The organism is Pseudomonas sp. OG7 (assembly GCF_014192825.1).
GTDB classification, from domain to species: Bacteria; Pseudomonadota; Gammaproteobacteria; order Pseudomonadales; family Pseudomonadaceae; genus Aquipseudomonas; species Aquipseudomonas monteilii.
This window is the reverse complement of record NZ_JACHYK010000012.1, coordinates 95,336-110,603: the sequence shown is the minus strand read 5'-3', so window position 1 is coordinate 110,603 and position 15,268 is coordinate 95,336. Positions and strand designations below refer to the sequence as shown.

Below are 15,268 nucleotides of genomic sequence, written 5' to 3'. Positions count from 1 at the left end.
GTTAACTACATTTAATTTCCCATAAGATCAGCCCTTCGACACGACCGCATTTTTACGACTTCGCCTACGATCTATGCAATATAGAGGCAATTTTGACTCTGTTGCACTGTGTGAACACGCATAGCTACTATGCGGTCGTTGATGTTTTTCAGCGACCTGAAAAACGAACGTCCATTCGTAGCGCACCTAAAGACCGCCCGTCCAGGCGGTTTTTTTGTGGCTGGCTTTCAGGCTCTCATTCGTTGCTCCGTAATGGCCTCCTGCTACTAAATTACCCTTCCGACGCGCTTGCTCCCGTGATAAAAGCCATTTACAGCACACAGAGTGCACGGAGTGCGTTACGCCATCCGGGACAGGCTTTCCAACAGGACGGAGAAGCAAGATGCATTTGAAGCGGATCAGGGCGTCGAATTTTAGGGCGTTTGGCGATGGTACGGCGGCGCCAGCACTTGATTGGGAGCTCGCCCCCGGCCTCAACATCCTTGTTGGGGAAAACGATTCAGGCAAGACCTCGGTAGTTGATGCGATCCGCTACGTGCTCTGGACAACCAGCTATGAGTTCGTCCGCCTCTTCGAAACAGATTTTCACATCAAGGGTAAGACCCGAGCCTGTTCTTTGTTCATTGAGGCCACCCTTGTGGACCTCGACCCGGCGCAAGAGGCTTCCGTTCTCGAATGGATGACCCACGAAGCGGACGGGTCTCATAGCTTGGTCGTCTATCTGCAAGCGCGTTGGATACCACCCAAGGCCAACAAGCGTGGGCGAGTCGAGGCAATCACCTGCTCAGGTCCGAATGGCACGGGGCCCGAGATTGGTACGGCGGTTCGTGAACTCATCCGGGCCACCTACTTGCGTCCCCTTCGAGATGCCGAAGCCGAGCTACGCCCGGGTCGTCAGTCTCGCTTATCGCAAATTCTGGGCGCTCATAAGCGTATTGATGGGCAGGAGAAAAATGACTTCGACGTCGCTGCTCCAGCTACCGTCCCCAGCAACCTGGTAGGGTTGATGGCGTTTGCTCAGCACCATCTGGGCGAGCATCAGGTCATCAAGGATGTTCAGGACGACGTCAATGACAACTACCTGAACAAGTTTGCGTTTGCTGGCGATGCCCTGTCCTCACGTATCCAGATCGCTCCGGAGCTGGGCCTGCAGCCCATTCTGGAGCGTTTTGAGTTGGCGCTGCTGCCATCCTCCACCATCGATCCAGGTGAGCGATGCATTCGCGGGCTCGGCTATAACAACGCTCTGTTCATGGCAACTGAACTGGTTCTTCTGCGTGACGGTGAGGAGCTCGGATTACTGTTGATCGAGGAGCCTGAGGCCCATCTCCACCCGCAGTTGCAGGAGCGCGTTCAGCAGCTTCTGGAGCGCACCGCCAAGGCAGTTGAGCAAGATAGCCGACCTGTTCAGATCGTGATGACCACCCACAGCCCATCTCTGGCGGCGGGCGCCGACATCGCGAGCCTCACCTTGGTGAACCGTGCTCAGCTGTTCAGCTTGGCTCACGGGAAGACCAAGCTGCTGAAAAGCGATTACGAGTTCTTGAGACGTTTTATTGATGCCACCAAAGCGAACCTGTTCTTCGCTCGCGGTGTTGCGATCGTAGAGGGGCCAGCAGAATCGCTACTTTTGCCCGCCTTGGCGGCGGCCGCAGGATACTCTTTCAACGAACACGGGATCTCTTGTGTAAACGTCGGCGGGGTTGGGCTTTATCACTACGCTCGAATCCTCCAGCCGAGTGATGGTTCGGCGACTCCCATTCCTGTCGCCTGCATCACGGATCGTGACATCGTTCCTGACGAGGCCACTTACGTATCCGCTCCCAAGAAAGGTAAGCGATTCGAAAAAGACTATACGCCGGAGGAGGCCGAGGCGTTGGTCAAGACAAAGATCGACCGTGCCCAGGGCGGCAGCACAATTGTCTGTGTCTCCAACAAATGGACATTGGAATACGATCTCGCCTTTTACGGATGCGACCGGTTGATGCATGACGCGATTCATCTGGCTAAGAAGGCAAACTCGAGGGGTGAACGGCTGACGGAGGAAGATGAGAAGAAAGCCATTGTCGAATCAGCAGCGTTCTGGGAAAAACTCTCGAATGCCGGGCATTCGAAAGCGGAGCTGGCGTCCATCATCTATCAACCGCTCGTAGAGAAAGAAGCATCAAAAGCCATCACCGCCCAATACGCGGCTCACCTGATTTCAACAGGCGATTATGGGAAAGGAGATGAGCTGTTCAACAATCTGCCGCCTTATCTACAGCAGGCGCTGCGTCATCTGACTGGTAGGACGGAGCCATGACCGTCCCTGTGATCGGCGCTGGAGATCTTGATGCTCTACACGACCTGACTCCCGACTTGAACTTCAATGATCACGAGCGGCGTACGGTGCTACTGGAGAACCAGTCTCGTGACATCAACGCCGCGCCAGGTAGTGGTAAGACCACAGTGCTTGCAGCGAAGCTGTTGATGCTAAGCCGCAGATGGACCTCAAGCCGCGCAGGTGTTTGTGTACTCAGTCATACAAATGTTGCCCGTGATGAAATTCAGCGCCGGTTAGGTACAAGCCATGACGGGAGTCGCCTACTCACGCATCCTCACTTCATAGGGACGATTCACGCCATGGTGAATCAGTTTCTGGCTCTGCCGTACCTGCGAAGCAAGGGGATGACCGTCGATGTGATCGACAACGACATCTTTGCCCGTCGAGCACTAGGTTTAGCCAATGCCAATTACAGCTTGCGGCGCTATATGGAAATGAACCCAGGTGTTGCGCCCATGCTAGAGGGGCTGGTCTACAAAGGATCATCTCTGGACCTAGCCAGTGAATCCGGCTCACTCCCCAAGCCAAGCGCGAAAACCTATCCGACAATTGTCGGTATCAAACAAACACTCGCCGCCGAGGGAGTTTTCCGGCACGCGGACATGTTCGCGTACGCGGAGTGCCTGTTAACTCAATTCCCCAAGGTTCGGGCCCAGCTATCCCGTAGGTTCCCTGTCGTCTTCATCGACGAAATGCAGGATACGTCCTGGGAGCAAGAGCGTTTGTTGCAGTTGATGTTCGACGACACCGTCATCATTCAGCGCTTCGGCGATATCAATCAGCGAATCCTAGGTAGTTCGGAAGGAGCGGAACACTTGACGTTCCCACGAGGCGACGCGCTGCCGATATCCTCCAGCAAACGCTTCGGTCCTCACATCGCTCAGTCCGTGTCCAGAACACAGCTGACGGGTGCCGCTGTAACTGGAGAGAGCGAAGACCGTCACGCCTCCATGTTGATCGTCTACAGCACCGAGCGTGTACAAGATGTGATCTCGACGTTTGGAGAGCATGTCTTAGACCGCTTCAGCGATACCGACCTGACCAAAGGGAAAGTCAAAGCTCTTTGCGCTCGGAAACAGGGCGATGCCGCAAAACAGATAGCTGGGCGTACCCTACTGGACTACTGGCCTGCTTCCACTGGCGACCAACTGCCTGGGCTCAAGCTTGTGCGATTTTGGGCACTTCTCGGTGGGTCAAAACCTGCCGTAAACGCATCGTTTTCATCACGATTTGAAGAGATCCGCAGAGCGTTATTTCTGGTGCTGCGCGCTGCCAAAGCGGAGATTGTCGAAGGCTTGAAAGCTGATCATCAGCTGATTCGCAAATTGCGCGATGCTGATAAGGACGTGTCGGCTTTCCGGTTGCTGATTCGTAATCTATGCATGGCAAACGTGGCGGAAGCAGATGAAGAAAGGCGCGTCCGTATCGTGAATACGCTTTACGTAAAGCTGCGCTCGCTGCTCCCAGATCATCTGACACTGCAGATGTTCACCGAGCTTCCGGTTTTTCAACGGCCAGCGCCCATGGCTATTCACGGGCTTCACCGATCGATTTGCTCAGTCGAAAAAAAAGGTCGCAGCTTAAACATTCACATCGGCACACTCGCCTCGATGAAAGGTGAAACGCACTTGGCAACCCTCGTCATGGAGTCTCTAGGTCATCCAAGTCGTCGTTTCGATCTGGAGCTCGCGCTGCCCATCATTGCAGGGATCGGTACTCGAGCTAAAAAAACGCCTGAGAGCCAGCTATCTCAGTACCGCAATCTGTATGTCGGAATGTCACGACCTACCAGTTTTCTTTGCCTGGCAGTCAACGCAGAACGGGTTTCAGAAGAGTGTAAAGCGGCGTTAGCTGCGCAAGGGTGGGTTATTACCCATCTGCTGTAGCCGAGCAATGGCGGATTTGTGGGAGGCGACCAACGATATTTAGACAGTTATCGTGCCGTTGTTTCCCTCGCGCCTCTAGCTGAGTAAATGTATGTACTTGACCCCCCATTTGCATTCGACTTGACCGGTCGTTTGCGTCGGATTTGACCTGCCCACGCTCCGACTCTGGCCCGAAGAAATCGGCCAGTTACATGTCGCAAAGGGCTGCGATCGACCGATACCCGTCGTTCGGGACGGGCGGCGAACGGCCAGAAGCGGTCGCGGGCTCATTCCTAAAGCAGCTTGAACCCCTTCTTCGTTACCATCTCACGCAAACCTTTACGTCCGCCCATGTACTCCATGCTTGTCATGGAATTGTGCAGGGCAGCTTTCCAGGTTTTGGGCGACTGTTTGAGTCCGGTGTACTCGTACCCATCCTTGAAAAACACACGTGCGCAACGATATCCATTTCTGCGATTTACCCATCAAACAAGCAGTTGAATGCGTGTGTTCGTGGCTTCGTAGACTGGATTGCCGAGCGGCTAGCCCATTAAACGTAGCGATTGGTGACGGAGCGCGCCGCGAGCTAGAGACCGGGTATGAGCGTCTAGGGTCGATTGCGGTCATTGGAGAGTAATGCGTAGCCGATCCAACACACTTGCGCCAGTGACTCACGACGTACTCACTGAAGTCTTAGACTCTAAAGTGAAGGATCAAAGATCCCTTTAATCCATGCCAAAAACGTCCTAATTCCTCAGGGTGAATGCCAGATCTAAGGCTGGAATTCACCATGAAAACTACCTCCTCCGTCCTATTTCTTGCTTGCCTGGTGTCTCTCGGTACCGTCGCTCAAGACGCGCCGGAGCGATCAGATCTCGGCCTGGTGCAGCGACAGATCACTGCCATCGAACTGTTGGCCGACCGTGCCAACAGCGGCTCAGTCGATGCCGCAGGCGCCCGCTATCGCTTCGACTACTCGAGGTTCGCAGCAGACCTTGGACGTATGCGTCAAGGCATCCACAACTACCTTTCGCCCTCGCGTGCGCAGCCAGCTGATCAGGTCGAGCTGACCGGTGATTACCGTGCCGAAGCGGCCCCTGCGAGGCCATCCAATGAGCATGACTGACGCCCAACTAAGCGCGTTCTCTGCCGTGGCCGGGTTCACCCCGCAGCTCAGTTCAGTGCTGTGGCGCTCATCGGTACTGGTGCTCGCCTTGCTCTGGTGCACCTGGGCGTTGTGGACCGGCTACCGCGGGTGGGCGGCCGGCAACCTCAATTTCGGCGCACTCGGGGGCAGCACGCTGCGCCTGGCCCTCGTCCTGATCGTGTTGATGTTTTTCATGCTGTCGTAACCAGGAGACCTTGCTATGAACCTCTCCCGCCAATGCCACCGCCCGCTAGCACTGTTGCGGGAATCCTGTTCGCAAGTCCTGTTAGGTGGTCTGGTGCTGCTGAGCTCGACGCTGGCTTGGGCTGATCTGCCGACTATGGAGGCCCCCTCCCGCGGCGAGGGGTCGGGCCTGATCGACACCATCAAGAACTACGCCTACGACGGCGGCATCCTGCTCGGCCTGTTGATCGCCACCCTCGCCTTCCTTGGCGTGGCCTGGCATTCGCTCACCGTCTACGCCGACGTGCAAAACCAGCGCAAGACCTGGAAGGACCTCGGCGCCGTTGTGGGCGTCGGCGCCCTGCTGGTGGTGGTGATCCTCTGGTTCCTCACCAAAGCCGCAACGATCCTGTGAGGTCACTATGTCCGACGCCCCAGCCACTCTGCCTGACGGCACGCTGACCTTCCTCCCGGAACGTCTGAATCGTGACCCGGCCGTCCTGCGCGGGCTCACCAATGACGAGATGTGGGTCGCGCTGATCGTCGGCGCCGGCTTGGGTGTGATCCTCGGTGCACCGCTGGCGGTGGCCACCGCCTCCATCGCCACCCTCCCCACCTGCATGTTCATCTGCATGGCGCTGGTGCTGCTCGGTGGCGGCAAGCTACTGCGCCGGGCCAAGCGCGCCCGCCCCGAAACCTGGCTGTACCGGCGTCTACAGTGGCACCTGGCAGTGCACTGGGGTGTTGGCACTCATCAGTTGATCCTGCACTCAGGGCCCTGGACCGTCCGCCGTACGCGTCGGCATGCGGGGTCGACGCCATGAGCCGCTTCCGCAACAAAGTAGACGCGCAGCAGGCGCATATCTTCAGCCTGCGTCTGGCCGTTTCGATACTGGCACTGCTGTGCTGCGGGCTTTGGTACGGCTGGCAGTCCGCACCCTCCGAGCTCACCATTCACGTGCCGCCCGATCTGCGCTCTGGCAGTACGCGCAAGTGGTGGGATGTCCCCCCGGAAAACATCTATGCCTTCGCGCTGTACATCTTCGGCCAGCTCAACCGCTGGCCCACCGACGGCGAGGTCGATTACCACCGCGCCATCTTTGCTCTGCAGTCCTACCTGACACCGGCGTGCAAGACCTTCTTCGACGGCGACTTCGAGTACCGCAAGGCTGCCGGCGAACTGCGCGGCCGGGTGCGCGGCGTGTACGAGGTGCTGGGCCGCGGCTACAGCGACGACCCCGACCTGCGGGTGAAGCAGCTGGACAAACACAGCTGGCTGGTGAAGCTCGACCTCAACGCCGACGAGTACTACGCCGCCGAGCCGGTGAAACGGGTGGTGGTGCGCTATCCACTACGCGTGGTGCGCTTCGACGTCGACCCCGAGCACAACAAGTGGGGCCTGGCCCTGGACTGCTACGAAGGCACACCGCAGAAGCTGACGCTGCCTGGAGGTGCGGGATGATGCGTGTCTTGATCATGATGCTGGCGATAGCCGCAGGCTGGTGTTCAGCCGTTGGTGCTGTTGAGGTCAAATACTGGGATCGTCTACCGCTGGCCGTTCCACTTACGGTGGGCCAGGAGCGAGTCCTGATGCTGGATGAGGATGTCCGCGTAGGGGTACCAGGTGCGATCGCTGACAAGCTGCGCGTCCAGTCCGTCGGCGGCACGGTGTACCTGCGCGCCGCTGGACCCCTTCCCCCTACCCGGCTGCAACTGCAGTCGGTGAAGTCAGGCGACATCATCCTGATCGACATCGAGGCGCTCGAGAGCACCGAGGCACTGGAACCGGTCAAGATCGTGGCCCAGGCTCAGGCACCGGACGTGGAAGCTGCGAAGGACACGTCACCTGCAAAGACCCCGGTATCGGTGGTGCTCACCCGCTATGCGGCGCAGAACCTCTATGCGCCCCTGCGTACCGTGGCACCTCTACCCGGTGTGCGGCGGGTGCCGCTGAGCGACTCCACCGCGTTCAGCACCTTGCTGCCCACCGAACGGGTTTCGATCAAGGCACTCGCAGCCTGGCGGCTGGGCGACTACTGGGTTACCGCGGTAAAGATCGTGAACCGCGGCCCCGGCAAGGTCGCGCTTGACCCGCGTCACCTGCAGGCCACGCTGTACGCCGCAACCTTCCAGCACGCGGACCTCGGCCTTGCCGGCACGCCTGAAGACACCACCGTGGTCTATCTCGTCACCCGCGGCGGCGACCTGGAGCATGCGCTGCTGTTGCCCCCGCCAAAGCCGGAGGCTGACGATCATGAAAGCTAATGGCCTGCTGAAATGGTTGGTGCCTGCGGTCCTGCTGGGCATCGTACTGATCATCATCAAATCGTGGGTGGCCGCTCCAGATGGCCAGCCCACTCACGATCCGGACAATGCCACACTAACTGCCGAGCAGGCCAAGGCCTTGGGCATCGCCGGCGACACTCCACGCGACACCGTGGCCACGTTGATCGGCCAGGTCAAGGCGATGCGCAGCGAGATGCAGACGCTGAAGAAAGGCAACGATGCCCTGCAGACCGAGAACAACCGGCTGCGCACGCGCGAAGGCAATATCAATACGCGCATCCAGAGCACGCTGAGCAGTGTCACCCAACAGGTTACCGAACAACGCCAGCAGGCCAACGATGCCCGGCAGAAGGCCGAGCAACAGCACCGCGAGACCCAGGGGCTACTCTCCAGGCTCAAGGATCAGCTAACCGGTAAGCCCGCCGTAAAGTCGGATGTTCCTGCGGGATTCGGTCTTGAGCCAGGCGACGAGCAGCAGTTTGCAGGCCCTCAGGCACCGGCAGATGCGGTGCAGTGGATCGAACCATCGAATGCCCGCGCCGGGCAAGAGGATACCGGCAAAGCCGAGGGACCGCTGTCGTCGTTGACCTCGAAGTTCAAGGATCTGCACGGTCTGGACGACAACGCCATCGACCGTGGCCAGGATCGCTTGCGTGCCGTCGCCAAAGGCGAACGTGACCTGGAGAACGCCCAGGACCGTACTGAAGGTGCCCGCCCCGTCTACACCATCCCCGAGAACTCGACGCTGATGGGCTCGATCGCCATGACCGCGCTCATTGGCCGGGTGCCGGTGGACGGCACAGTGAACGATCCCTATCCATTCAAGGTGCTGGTGGGGCCAGACAACCTCACTGCCAACGGCATCGACCTGCCGGACGTGGTCGGCGCGGTCATGAGCGGCACCGCCGCCGGTGACTGGACGTTGTCCTGCGTGCGCGGCCAGGTCGAGTCGATCACTTTCGTCTTCAGCGACGGTACTGTCCGCACGGTGCCGCAGCCGCAGAAGGTCGTCAGCCGTAATCGCAGCAGTACGCAGACCTCGGACACCGAGAAGATCCGCGGCGGCCTGGGCTACATCTCCGACCCTTACGGCATCCCCTGCATTTCCGGCGAGCGCCGCTCCAACGCCCAGCAGTATCTGGGCAGCCAGAGCCTGATCACCGCAGCCGGCGCCGGCTTCGCTGCAGCCCTGGGCAGCGAGCAGACCAACACCTCGTTCATCAATTCGGCCAGCGGCAGCCTGGGCCTGTCCCAGAACAGCGGCAACAGCGCGCTGAACTCGGTGATCAGCGGCGGCATTGGCGACATCCGCGAGTGGATCAACAAGCTCTACGGCGAAGCCTTCGCCGCGATCTACGTGCCGCCTGGGGCCAGAGTGGCCCTGCATCTGGACCACGAAATCAGCATCGACTACGAACCCAAAGGCCGGAGAGTGAACCATGAAAGCCCATCCGTCTCGGTACTGGATCTGGATTAGCCTGCTGCTCGGCCTGCACCTGGCCGGCTGCTCCACCAGCAAGGAAGAAATGCTGCCCCACGGCGATCACACCATGCTTGATATCTGGAACGGCGGTGGCTCGGTCGGTACTCAGCAACAGCTATTGGAGGCGCGTGGCGAACTGCGTCGCCCGGTGCTTGATCCCGAACGCCTGATCAACGACCAGGGCGCCTACACGCGCACGGCGGCCAACGAGATCCGTGCTCAGTTCCCGCGCCTGCCTAACCCGGACCTGGTCATGTACGTCTACCCGCACCTGGCCGGTACCCAACAGACGCCCGTGCCTGGCTACTCAACCGTATTCCCGCTGTACGAGAAGGTCCAGTACGCGCTGCCCGGCGAGCGCCTGGACGATCTGTGATGGCCGAAGACGCGAGTCGCGACCCGCTGCGCTGGAGGCCCTGGCGTGCGGCGCAGCGTCGGCGCGCCACGCTGGCGGATGAGGCCGCCCAGTATGCGCACAACCCCAGCTTCACCGACCACCTGCCCTGGGTCGAGTATCTGGAAGAGGGACAGTGCTTTTTGCTTGATGACAACCGTTCCGTGGGCGCCGTGTTCGAGCTGCAGCCAATCGGCACCGAGGGACGTGAGCCCGAGTGGCTAATGGCGGCACGCGATGCGCTGGAAGATGCACTGCAGGACAGCTTCGACGAGCTCGACCAGACGCCCTGGGTGGTGCAGTTCTTCTGCCAGGACGACAGTGACTTTGCCCCGTACCTCGAACGCCTGGAGCGCTATATCGCGCCGCACGCGCGAGGCACGCCGTTCACCGAGGCCTTCCTCACGTCGATGCAACGTCACCTCGACGCCGTCGGCAAACCGGGCGGACTCTTCGACGACCATGTGGTGTCTCACCTTCCGTGGCGCGGTAGCAATCGGCGTATTCGCCTGGTGGTCTACCGCTGGCTCGGGGAGCAGGCTGACGAGGATGGGCAGAGCCCGGTCCAGCTGTTGAACCGCACCTGCGACCGCTTGGTGGCCTCGCTGCAGGCCTGCGGGGTCAGCCCTCGACGGTTGACCGGGCGCGATTTCTACGCTTGGTTATTGCCTTGGTTCAATCCAGCCCCTGCCCTCACCGACGAAACGCCTGCCGCATTCTATCGGCGCGTGCCTTACCCGGAAGCGGATGATGGCGAGGATCTGCCGCTGCCGTTCGACCACGATTTTGCCGAGCGGCTGTTCTTCCAGGAACCGCGCTCCGATAGCGAGCAGGGTCTGTGGTACTTCGATCAGCAACCCCACACCGTGATGGTGGTCGACAAGCTGCGCAGACCGCCGCATATCGGCCAGCTGACCGGTGAGACGCGCAAAGGCGAGGCGTTGAACGCCTTGTTCGATCAATTGCCCGAGCAGTCGGTCATGAGCCTGACCTTGGTGATCACGCCCCAGGATGTGCTTGAGGAGCAGCTCAATCGTCTGGGACGCAAAGCCATCGGCGAGAACCTCGCCTCGACCCAGACCCGCCAGGACGTGGAAGAGGCCCGCGCGCTGATTGGTCGCCAGCACAAGCTGTACCGCGGCACCTTGGCGCTGTACCTGCGCGGTGCCGATGAACAGCAACTGCGCCAGCGTTCGGTCCAGGCTGCCAACGTCCTGCTCGGTACCGGCCTGCAGCCGGTGCGCGAGGGGGATGAAGTGGCCGCCTGCAACAGCTACCTGCGCTGGTTGCCGATGGTCTACAACCCGGTGCGGGACCCACGCAATTGGTACACCCGGCTGCTGTTTGCTCAGCACGTCGCCAATCTGCTGCCGCTCTGGGGGCGCAGCATCGGTACCGGCAACCCGGGCATCACCTTCTTCAACCGCGGTGGCGCGCCGCTCTCATTCGACCCGCTGTCGCGCTTTGACCGCTCGATGAATGGCCACCTGCTGTTGTTCGGCCCGACCGGTGCCGGCAAGTCGGCCACCCTGGTCTCGGTCCTGATGCAGGTCATGGCCGTGTACCGGCCGCGACTGTTCATCGTCGAAGCCGGCAACTCCTTTGGCCTGCAGGGCGACTACTTCGCCACCCTCGGGCTGTCCGTCAACAAGGTTCAGCTCAAACCGGGCAGCGATGTGAGCCTGGCGCCATTCGCCCATTCCCGGCGTCTGATCGAACATCCTGACCAGGTCGCCAGCTTGTCGACCGAAGACTTGGATGAGGCCGCGCCGGACAGTGACGAGCAGCGCGATGTGCTGGGCGAGCTGGAGATCACCGCGCGACTGATGATCACCGGCGGCGAAGCCAAGGAAGAGGCGCGCCTGACCCGAGCAGACCGCAGTCTGATCCGCGAGTGCATCCTCGATGCCGCCCGACATTGCGCGACGACTGAGCAGCAGGTGCTGACCCGCCATGTCCGCGATGCCCTGCGTAAGGTCGCCAGCGACACTCACCTGCCCGACAAACGCCGCGAGCGCGCGCAGGAGATGGCCGAATCCATCGACCTGTTCTGCCAGGGTTTCGAGGGTGCCTTGTTCGACCGGACAGGCACACCCTGGCCAGAGAGCGACGTGACGATCGTCGACCTCGCCACGTACGCCCGTGAGGGTTACGAGGCGCAGATGTCCATCAGCTACATCAGCCTGATGAACACGGTGAATAACATCGCCGAGCGCGATCAGTACCTGGGGCGACCGATCATCATGGTCACCGACGAAGGCCACATCATCACCAAGAACCCGCTGCTGGCCCCCTTTGTGGTCAAGGGCACGAAGATGTGGCGCAAGCTCGGTGCCTGGTTCTGGCTGGCAACGCAGAACATGGCCGACTTGCCCGACGCGGCGCAGACCATGCTCAACATGATCGAATGGTGGATCTGCTTAAACATGCCGCCAGCGGAAATCGAGGAAATAGCCCGCTTCAAGAAACTCACGCCGGCGCAGAAAGCGCTGCTGCTCTCCGCAAGCAAAGCCTCGGGCAAGTACACCGAGGGCGTGGTCCTGTCGAAGAACCTGGAGACGCTATTCCGGGCGGTACCACCGAGCCTGTACCTCGCGTTGGCCATGACCGAGCCCGAGGAAAAAGCTCAGCGCTGGCGGTTGATGGAAGAGCACCAGCAGTCCGAGCTGGAAGCCGCCCTGCAGGTCGCGGCGGAGATTGATCGCCTGCGCGGCATCTCGTGAACGACACCGTCAGCGCTATCCGAGCCGTTCTGCTCAGTAAAAATCGGAAAGAGCACATTTGTACTCCTCTGGCAGTTTGCTCATCTCGCGCCGCTAAATCGAGCGCCCGACGAAACCGATCACCCCGGACTCGGTTTGTCCGCCCTCCTCCAGCACCGGATCCGGGATGCTGAAACTTGGCGCACGGATGCACACCGCTGCCACCTGCCGAGCGTTGCCCATGAACGTCACCGCCTTCACCCAAAGCAAAGCGCCGAAACCCAGAAGGGCTCGCCGTGGCCGTGCCTTCACCGCGGCTGCTCTGCTTGTCGCCGCCGAGCAGTGTCTGGCATTGACCGCGCCAACCCTCATCGCCTCCGTCACTTCGCTGCAGTGCCTGGAGTATCGGGTCGTAGGAATCTGCTACTGGCTGCTCTGTACACCCTTCGGCTGCACGGTGCGAACCTCACCGAAGATCCGTCACTTCATTCCCGAGCTGGTGGTGTCGAGCTATGCCGACACCGGCGGCAATCCCTGGAGCGAGATGTCCTCGCTGTCGACGCCGACGCCGACGTCGCAAGGAGGGAGCAACCTGATCACCCCTTCGCCGCAGCGCGATAACCTGCCACGGTTCAAGAATGTCGATGGCATTGGCCATCCCGGCGGGGCAGCCCTCACCGCTTTGGCGCACACGTTCGGCTATGCATGCCCGAGCGGAGCGGTGCCGTTTGCGCCCTATTACCTCAGCACACTCGACCCGCTGGCTTGGCGCCAGGCCGTTCCCGAATCCGTCTACCCGCAGGCGCTGGTCCCGGGAATGCGTGAGATCGGCAATCAGGCACTCGGGGACATGTGGGGCAGCGTGTATCCGCGACACGGCTTTCTGGTGCAGCCCGATGATTTCAAGGCGGCTGCCGTGATGGCCCAGCGCGCCAGCGACTTCATTACCCGCGTCGGCCAGCCGCACGTTTATCTGCCGCTGCAGCCGATGCCGGCTCCCGGCTACTGGCCGCCGCAGCCGGTGATGGAGAACAACGTCAACAACCACCGCTGGCAGTTGCTGGTCCCGGTGATCCAAAACACCTGCGCCATCTTCCCCAGCCCAACGATCCAGAGCGCCGACGGCGCCTATGCCTGGTCGCTGTGGCGGCCCTACCGCTGCTGCCAGCGTATGGGTCAGACGTTTCTGTTTAGCATCGACTTTGATGGAGGCCAGTGATGAAAAACCTCGCGCTCGGGTTGGTGTGCTTCCTTGTGTGTGCCGCAGGCCATGCCGCAGAGAACGGCTACCACCTCGGGGACCAAGCCCAGGTCCTGGATGACCGCGTGATGTACACCATCGGCGGCGGCTCCGCTGCCGGTGCGCCCTCCTCGCTTTACCGTCCAAACGGCCTCGGCGTCGGCATGTCCTGGCGGGCCAACATGATGTGCGGAAACATGAACCTCTCGAACACCCTGCAGAACCAGCTCAATGGCGCCACCCAGGGCTTCCAGCAGATCATGGGCAACGTCATCCAGAACGCCACACAGGCGGTCATGTCGCTGCCGGCGATGATCATTCAGCGCGCCAACCCTGGGCTCTATGAGCTGCTGAGCAATGGCGTGCTGCAGGGGCGCATCGACTTCGATCGTTCCAAGCTCACCTGCCAGGCAATGGCGGCGAAAATGGCCGACAAGGTCGACCAGGCCGGATGGGGTGCGCTGGCCCAGAACCAGGAGATGCAGCACAACCTTGAGCAGTCCGGCGGCGATGCCGTAATGGCGGTGAAGGATACCGAGTCGAACAACGGCAACAACGGGGTCAGCTGGGTCGGTGGGCAGAAAGCCGGAGGTAACGGACAGCAACCCATCCGGGTGACTTCGGATGTGGTAAAGGCCGGCTACAACCTGCTGCACAACCGATCCGTCGAGGACACCTCGGCCATCGGTTCGGGCTGCCAGAATGGCGCCATCTGCCAAGCCTGGTCGAGCCCCGAGGAGGCCTCGGATTGGGCGACACGGGTGCTCGGTGAAACCGAGGTGGAAACCTGCGATGACTGCGAGACGCTGCGTGTAACCGCCGGTACGGGCCTGTCGCCGCTGATCCAGGAAACCTACACGGAACACCTGGAAGGCCTGCAGCACATGGTCACGGGCGCCGACCAGCCTACCCCAGAGAACCTCAGCAAGGTCTCCAGCCCCTTGTTGCAGGTCTCCCGCGGCGTCATCGAGGGGCTGCGCGATGACCCCGACCAGAACTTGCTGGCCCGGCGTCTGGCCAGTGAGACCGCACTGTCCAGCGTGATCTACAAGGCGATGCTGCTGCAGCGCACGCTGTTCGCCGGCAGCCACGAACCGAACGTGGCGTCGGCGCAGCCGGCCACTACCGCCCTCAACAGTAACGTCGAAACCCTGGAACGCGAGATCCGCCTGCTGCAAACCGAGCTGCAGGTACGCCAGTCGCTGGCCACCAATACCGCCAGCCTGGTCCTTGATCGCCACGCCGGCGGTGCCGACGCCTCGCGCAGTATTGATCAGCGCGATCCGGAGCCGGACCGACTGCGTCGGGCTGACCAGGAAAGGAGCACGCCATAATGCCGATTTCTGTGAGGTATTCGATCGCCCACGTGCTGCTGATCCTCGGCACCATGCTGATCATGTTGCTGATTGCCTGGATGGCACTACAACTGCCCGCCGCCCAACTGGATTGGCTCGCACCAACGCGGGCAACTGCCACCTACTTCGCGTGGTGGCGCGTCCTGCTGTACACCCTGATCTTCACCGGTTGGGCCGCAGCGCTGCGCATACGGCCAGCGCCTGTGGACCAGCAACGGCTAAAGCGTCTGGGGTTGATCGGCTTCAGCTCGATCATCCTGGTCGAACTGTCTCGCATGTGAGGTGCGGCC

General features: G+C 60.8%; 15 protein-coding genes. 14 read left to right on the top strand and 1 reads right to left on the bottom strand.

Features of this window, described 5'->3' with window-relative positions; translation table 11 throughout:
• Positions 1–382 precede the first annotated feature (382 nt).
• The 11 genes from FHW75_RS25290 (at position 383) to FHW75_RS25240 (ending at position 12,404) form a co-directional block, all read left to right on the top strand.
• Positions 383–2,302: an ATP-dependent endonuclease gene (locus FHW75_RS25290; RefSeq protein WP_183675021.1), complete on the top strand. Its 1,920-nt coding sequence runs from the start codon at positions 383–385 to the stop codon at positions 2,300–2,302.
• Positions 2,299–4,209 carry a UvrD-helicase domain-containing protein gene (locus FHW75_RS25285; RefSeq protein WP_182375172.1) on the top strand — a complete coding sequence of 637 codons (1,911 nt, stop codon included), beginning with the start codon at positions 2,299–2,301 and terminating at the stop codon, positions 4,207–4,209. The genes FHW75_RS25290 and FHW75_RS25285 overlap by 4 nt, the downstream gene beginning before the upstream one ends.
• A 769-nt stretch (positions 4,210–4,978) precedes the next feature.
• A complete protein-coding gene (locus FHW75_RS25280; protein ID WP_183675018.1) occupies positions 4,979–5,314 on the top strand; it encodes an RAQPRD family integrative conjugative element protein in 336 nt (111 codons plus the stop codon).
• Entirely contained in the window at positions 5,301–5,540 is a 240-nt protein-coding gene (locus FHW75_RS25275) for a TIGR03758 family integrating conjugative element protein (RefSeq protein ID WP_060498902.1), read from the top strand. The genes FHW75_RS25280 and FHW75_RS25275 overlap by 14 nt, the downstream gene beginning before the upstream one ends.
• Positions 5,541–5,555: 15 nt before the next feature.
• Entirely contained in the window at positions 5,556–5,933 is a 378-nt protein-coding gene (locus FHW75_RS25270; RefSeq protein WP_183675016.1) for a TIGR03745 family integrating conjugative element membrane protein, read from the top strand.
• A gap of 7 nt (positions 5,934–5,940) precedes the next feature.
• Complete coding sequence (locus FHW75_RS25265; RefSeq protein ID WP_183675013.1) at positions 5,941–6,342, top strand: TIGR03750 family conjugal transfer protein; 402 nt, start codon at positions 5,941–5,943, stop codon at positions 6,340–6,342.
• Complete coding sequence (locus FHW75_RS25260) at positions 6,339–6,980, top strand: PFL_4703 family integrating conjugative element protein (protein ID WP_183675010.1); 642 nt, start codon at positions 6,339–6,341, stop codon at positions 6,978–6,980. The genes FHW75_RS25265 and FHW75_RS25260 overlap by 4 nt, the downstream gene beginning before the upstream one ends.
• Complete coding sequence (locus FHW75_RS25255; protein ID WP_183675007.1) at positions 6,977–7,783, top strand: TIGR03749 family integrating conjugative element protein; 807 nt, start codon at positions 6,977–6,979, stop codon at positions 7,781–7,783. The genes FHW75_RS25260 and FHW75_RS25255 overlap by 4 nt, the downstream gene beginning before the upstream one ends.
• On the top strand, positions 7,773–9,281 hold the full coding sequence (locus FHW75_RS25250; RefSeq protein ID WP_183675004.1) for a TIGR03752 family integrating conjugative element protein: 1,509 nt from the start codon (positions 7,773–7,775) through the stop codon (positions 9,279–9,281). Before FHW75_RS25255 ends, FHW75_RS25250 begins: the two co-directional genes overlap by 11 nt.
• Complete coding sequence (locus tag FHW75_RS25245) at positions 9,244–9,663, top strand: TIGR03751 family conjugal transfer lipoprotein (protein WP_183675002.1); 420 nt, start codon at positions 9,244–9,246, stop codon at positions 9,661–9,663. The genes FHW75_RS25250 and FHW75_RS25245 overlap by 38 nt, the downstream gene beginning before the upstream one ends.
• Entirely contained in the window at positions 9,663–12,404 is a 2,742-nt protein-coding gene (locus tag FHW75_RS25240) for a conjugative transfer ATPase (RefSeq protein ID WP_183674999.1), read from the top strand. Before FHW75_RS25245 ends, FHW75_RS25240 begins: the two co-directional genes overlap by 1 nt.
• Positions 12,405–12,497: 93 nt before the next feature.
• Here the strand turns inward: FHW75_RS25240 and FHW75_RS26950 are convergent, their stop codons facing one another.
• Positions 12,498–12,626 carry a hypothetical protein gene (locus FHW75_RS26950; protein WP_256127447.1) on the bottom strand — a complete coding sequence of 43 codons (129 nt, stop codon included), beginning with the start codon at positions 12,624–12,626 and terminating at the stop codon, positions 12,498–12,500.
• On the opposite strand from FHW75_RS26950, the gene FHW75_RS25235 reads away from it, so the two are divergent.
• The 3 genes from FHW75_RS25235 to FHW75_RS25225 are packed head-to-tail and all read left to right on the top strand — an operon-like array spanning position 12,625 to position 15,259.
• Positions 12,625–13,602, top strand: coding sequence for a TIGR03756 family integrating conjugative element protein (locus FHW75_RS25235; RefSeq protein ID WP_183674996.1), 978 nt, complete (start codon positions 12,625–12,627; stop codon positions 13,600–13,602). The two genes, FHW75_RS26950 and FHW75_RS25235, sit on opposite strands and share 2 nt — an antisense overlap.
• On the top strand, positions 13,602–14,957 hold the full coding sequence (locus tag FHW75_RS25230) for an integrating conjugative element protein (protein WP_183674994.1): 1,356 nt from the start codon (positions 13,602–13,604) through the stop codon (positions 14,955–14,957). Before FHW75_RS25235 ends, FHW75_RS25230 begins: the two co-directional genes overlap by 1 nt.
• A complete protein-coding gene (locus FHW75_RS25225; protein ID WP_221212582.1) occupies positions 14,957–15,259 on the top strand; it encodes a hypothetical protein in 303 nt (100 codons plus the stop codon). The genes FHW75_RS25230 and FHW75_RS25225 overlap by 1 nt, the downstream gene beginning before the upstream one ends.
• Positions 15,260–15,268: the final 9 nt, after the last annotated feature.

Coding starts and splice junctions, on each gene's coding strand:
- FHW75_RS25290 (WP_183675021.1), top strand. CDS start 383: ATGCATTTGAAGCGGATCAGGGCGTCGAATTTTAGGGCGTTTGGCGAT.
- FHW75_RS25285 (WP_182375172.1), top strand. CDS start 2,299: ATGACCGTCCCTGTGATCGGCGCTGGAGATCTTGATGCTCTACACGAC.
- FHW75_RS25280 (WP_183675018.1), top strand. CDS start 4,979: ATGAAAACTACCTCCTCCGTCCTATTTCTTGCTTGCCTGGTGTCTCTC.
- FHW75_RS25275 (WP_060498902.1), top strand. CDS start 5,301: ATGAGCATGACTGACGCCCAACTAAGCGCGTTCTCTGCCGTGGCCGGG.
- FHW75_RS25270 (WP_183675016.1), top strand. CDS start 5,556: ATGAACCTCTCCCGCCAATGCCACCGCCCGCTAGCACTGTTGCGGGAA.
- FHW75_RS25265 (WP_183675013.1), top strand. CDS start 5,941: ATGTCCGACGCCCCAGCCACTCTGCCTGACGGCACGCTGACCTTCCTC.
- FHW75_RS25260 (WP_183675010.1), top strand. CDS start 6,339: ATGAGCCGCTTCCGCAACAAAGTAGACGCGCAGCAGGCGCATATCTTC.
- FHW75_RS25255 (WP_183675007.1), top strand. CDS start 6,977: ATGATGCGTGTCTTGATCATGATGCTGGCGATAGCCGCAGGCTGGTGT.
- FHW75_RS25250 (WP_183675004.1), top strand. CDS start 7,773: ATGAAAGCTAATGGCCTGCTGAAATGGTTGGTGCCTGCGGTCCTGCTG.
- FHW75_RS25245 (WP_183675002.1), top strand. CDS start 9,244: ATGAAAGCCCATCCGTCTCGGTACTGGATCTGGATTAGCCTGCTGCTC.
- FHW75_RS25240 (WP_183674999.1), top strand. CDS start 9,663: ATGGCCGAAGACGCGAGTCGCGACCCGCTGCGCTGGAGGCCCTGGCGT.
- FHW75_RS25235 (WP_183674996.1), top strand. CDS start 12,625: ATGAACGTCACCGCCTTCACCCAAAGCAAAGCGCCGAAACCCAGAAGG.
- FHW75_RS26950 (WP_256127447.1), bottom strand. CDS start 12,626: ATGGGCAACGCTCGGCAGGTGGCAGCGGTGTGCATCCGTGCGCCAAGT.
- FHW75_RS25230 (WP_183674994.1), top strand. CDS start 13,602: ATGAAAAACCTCGCGCTCGGGTTGGTGTGCTTCCTTGTGTGTGCCGCA.
- FHW75_RS25225 (WP_221212582.1), top strand. CDS start 14,957: ATGCCGATTTCTGTGAGGTATTCGATCGCCCACGTGCTGCTGATCCTC.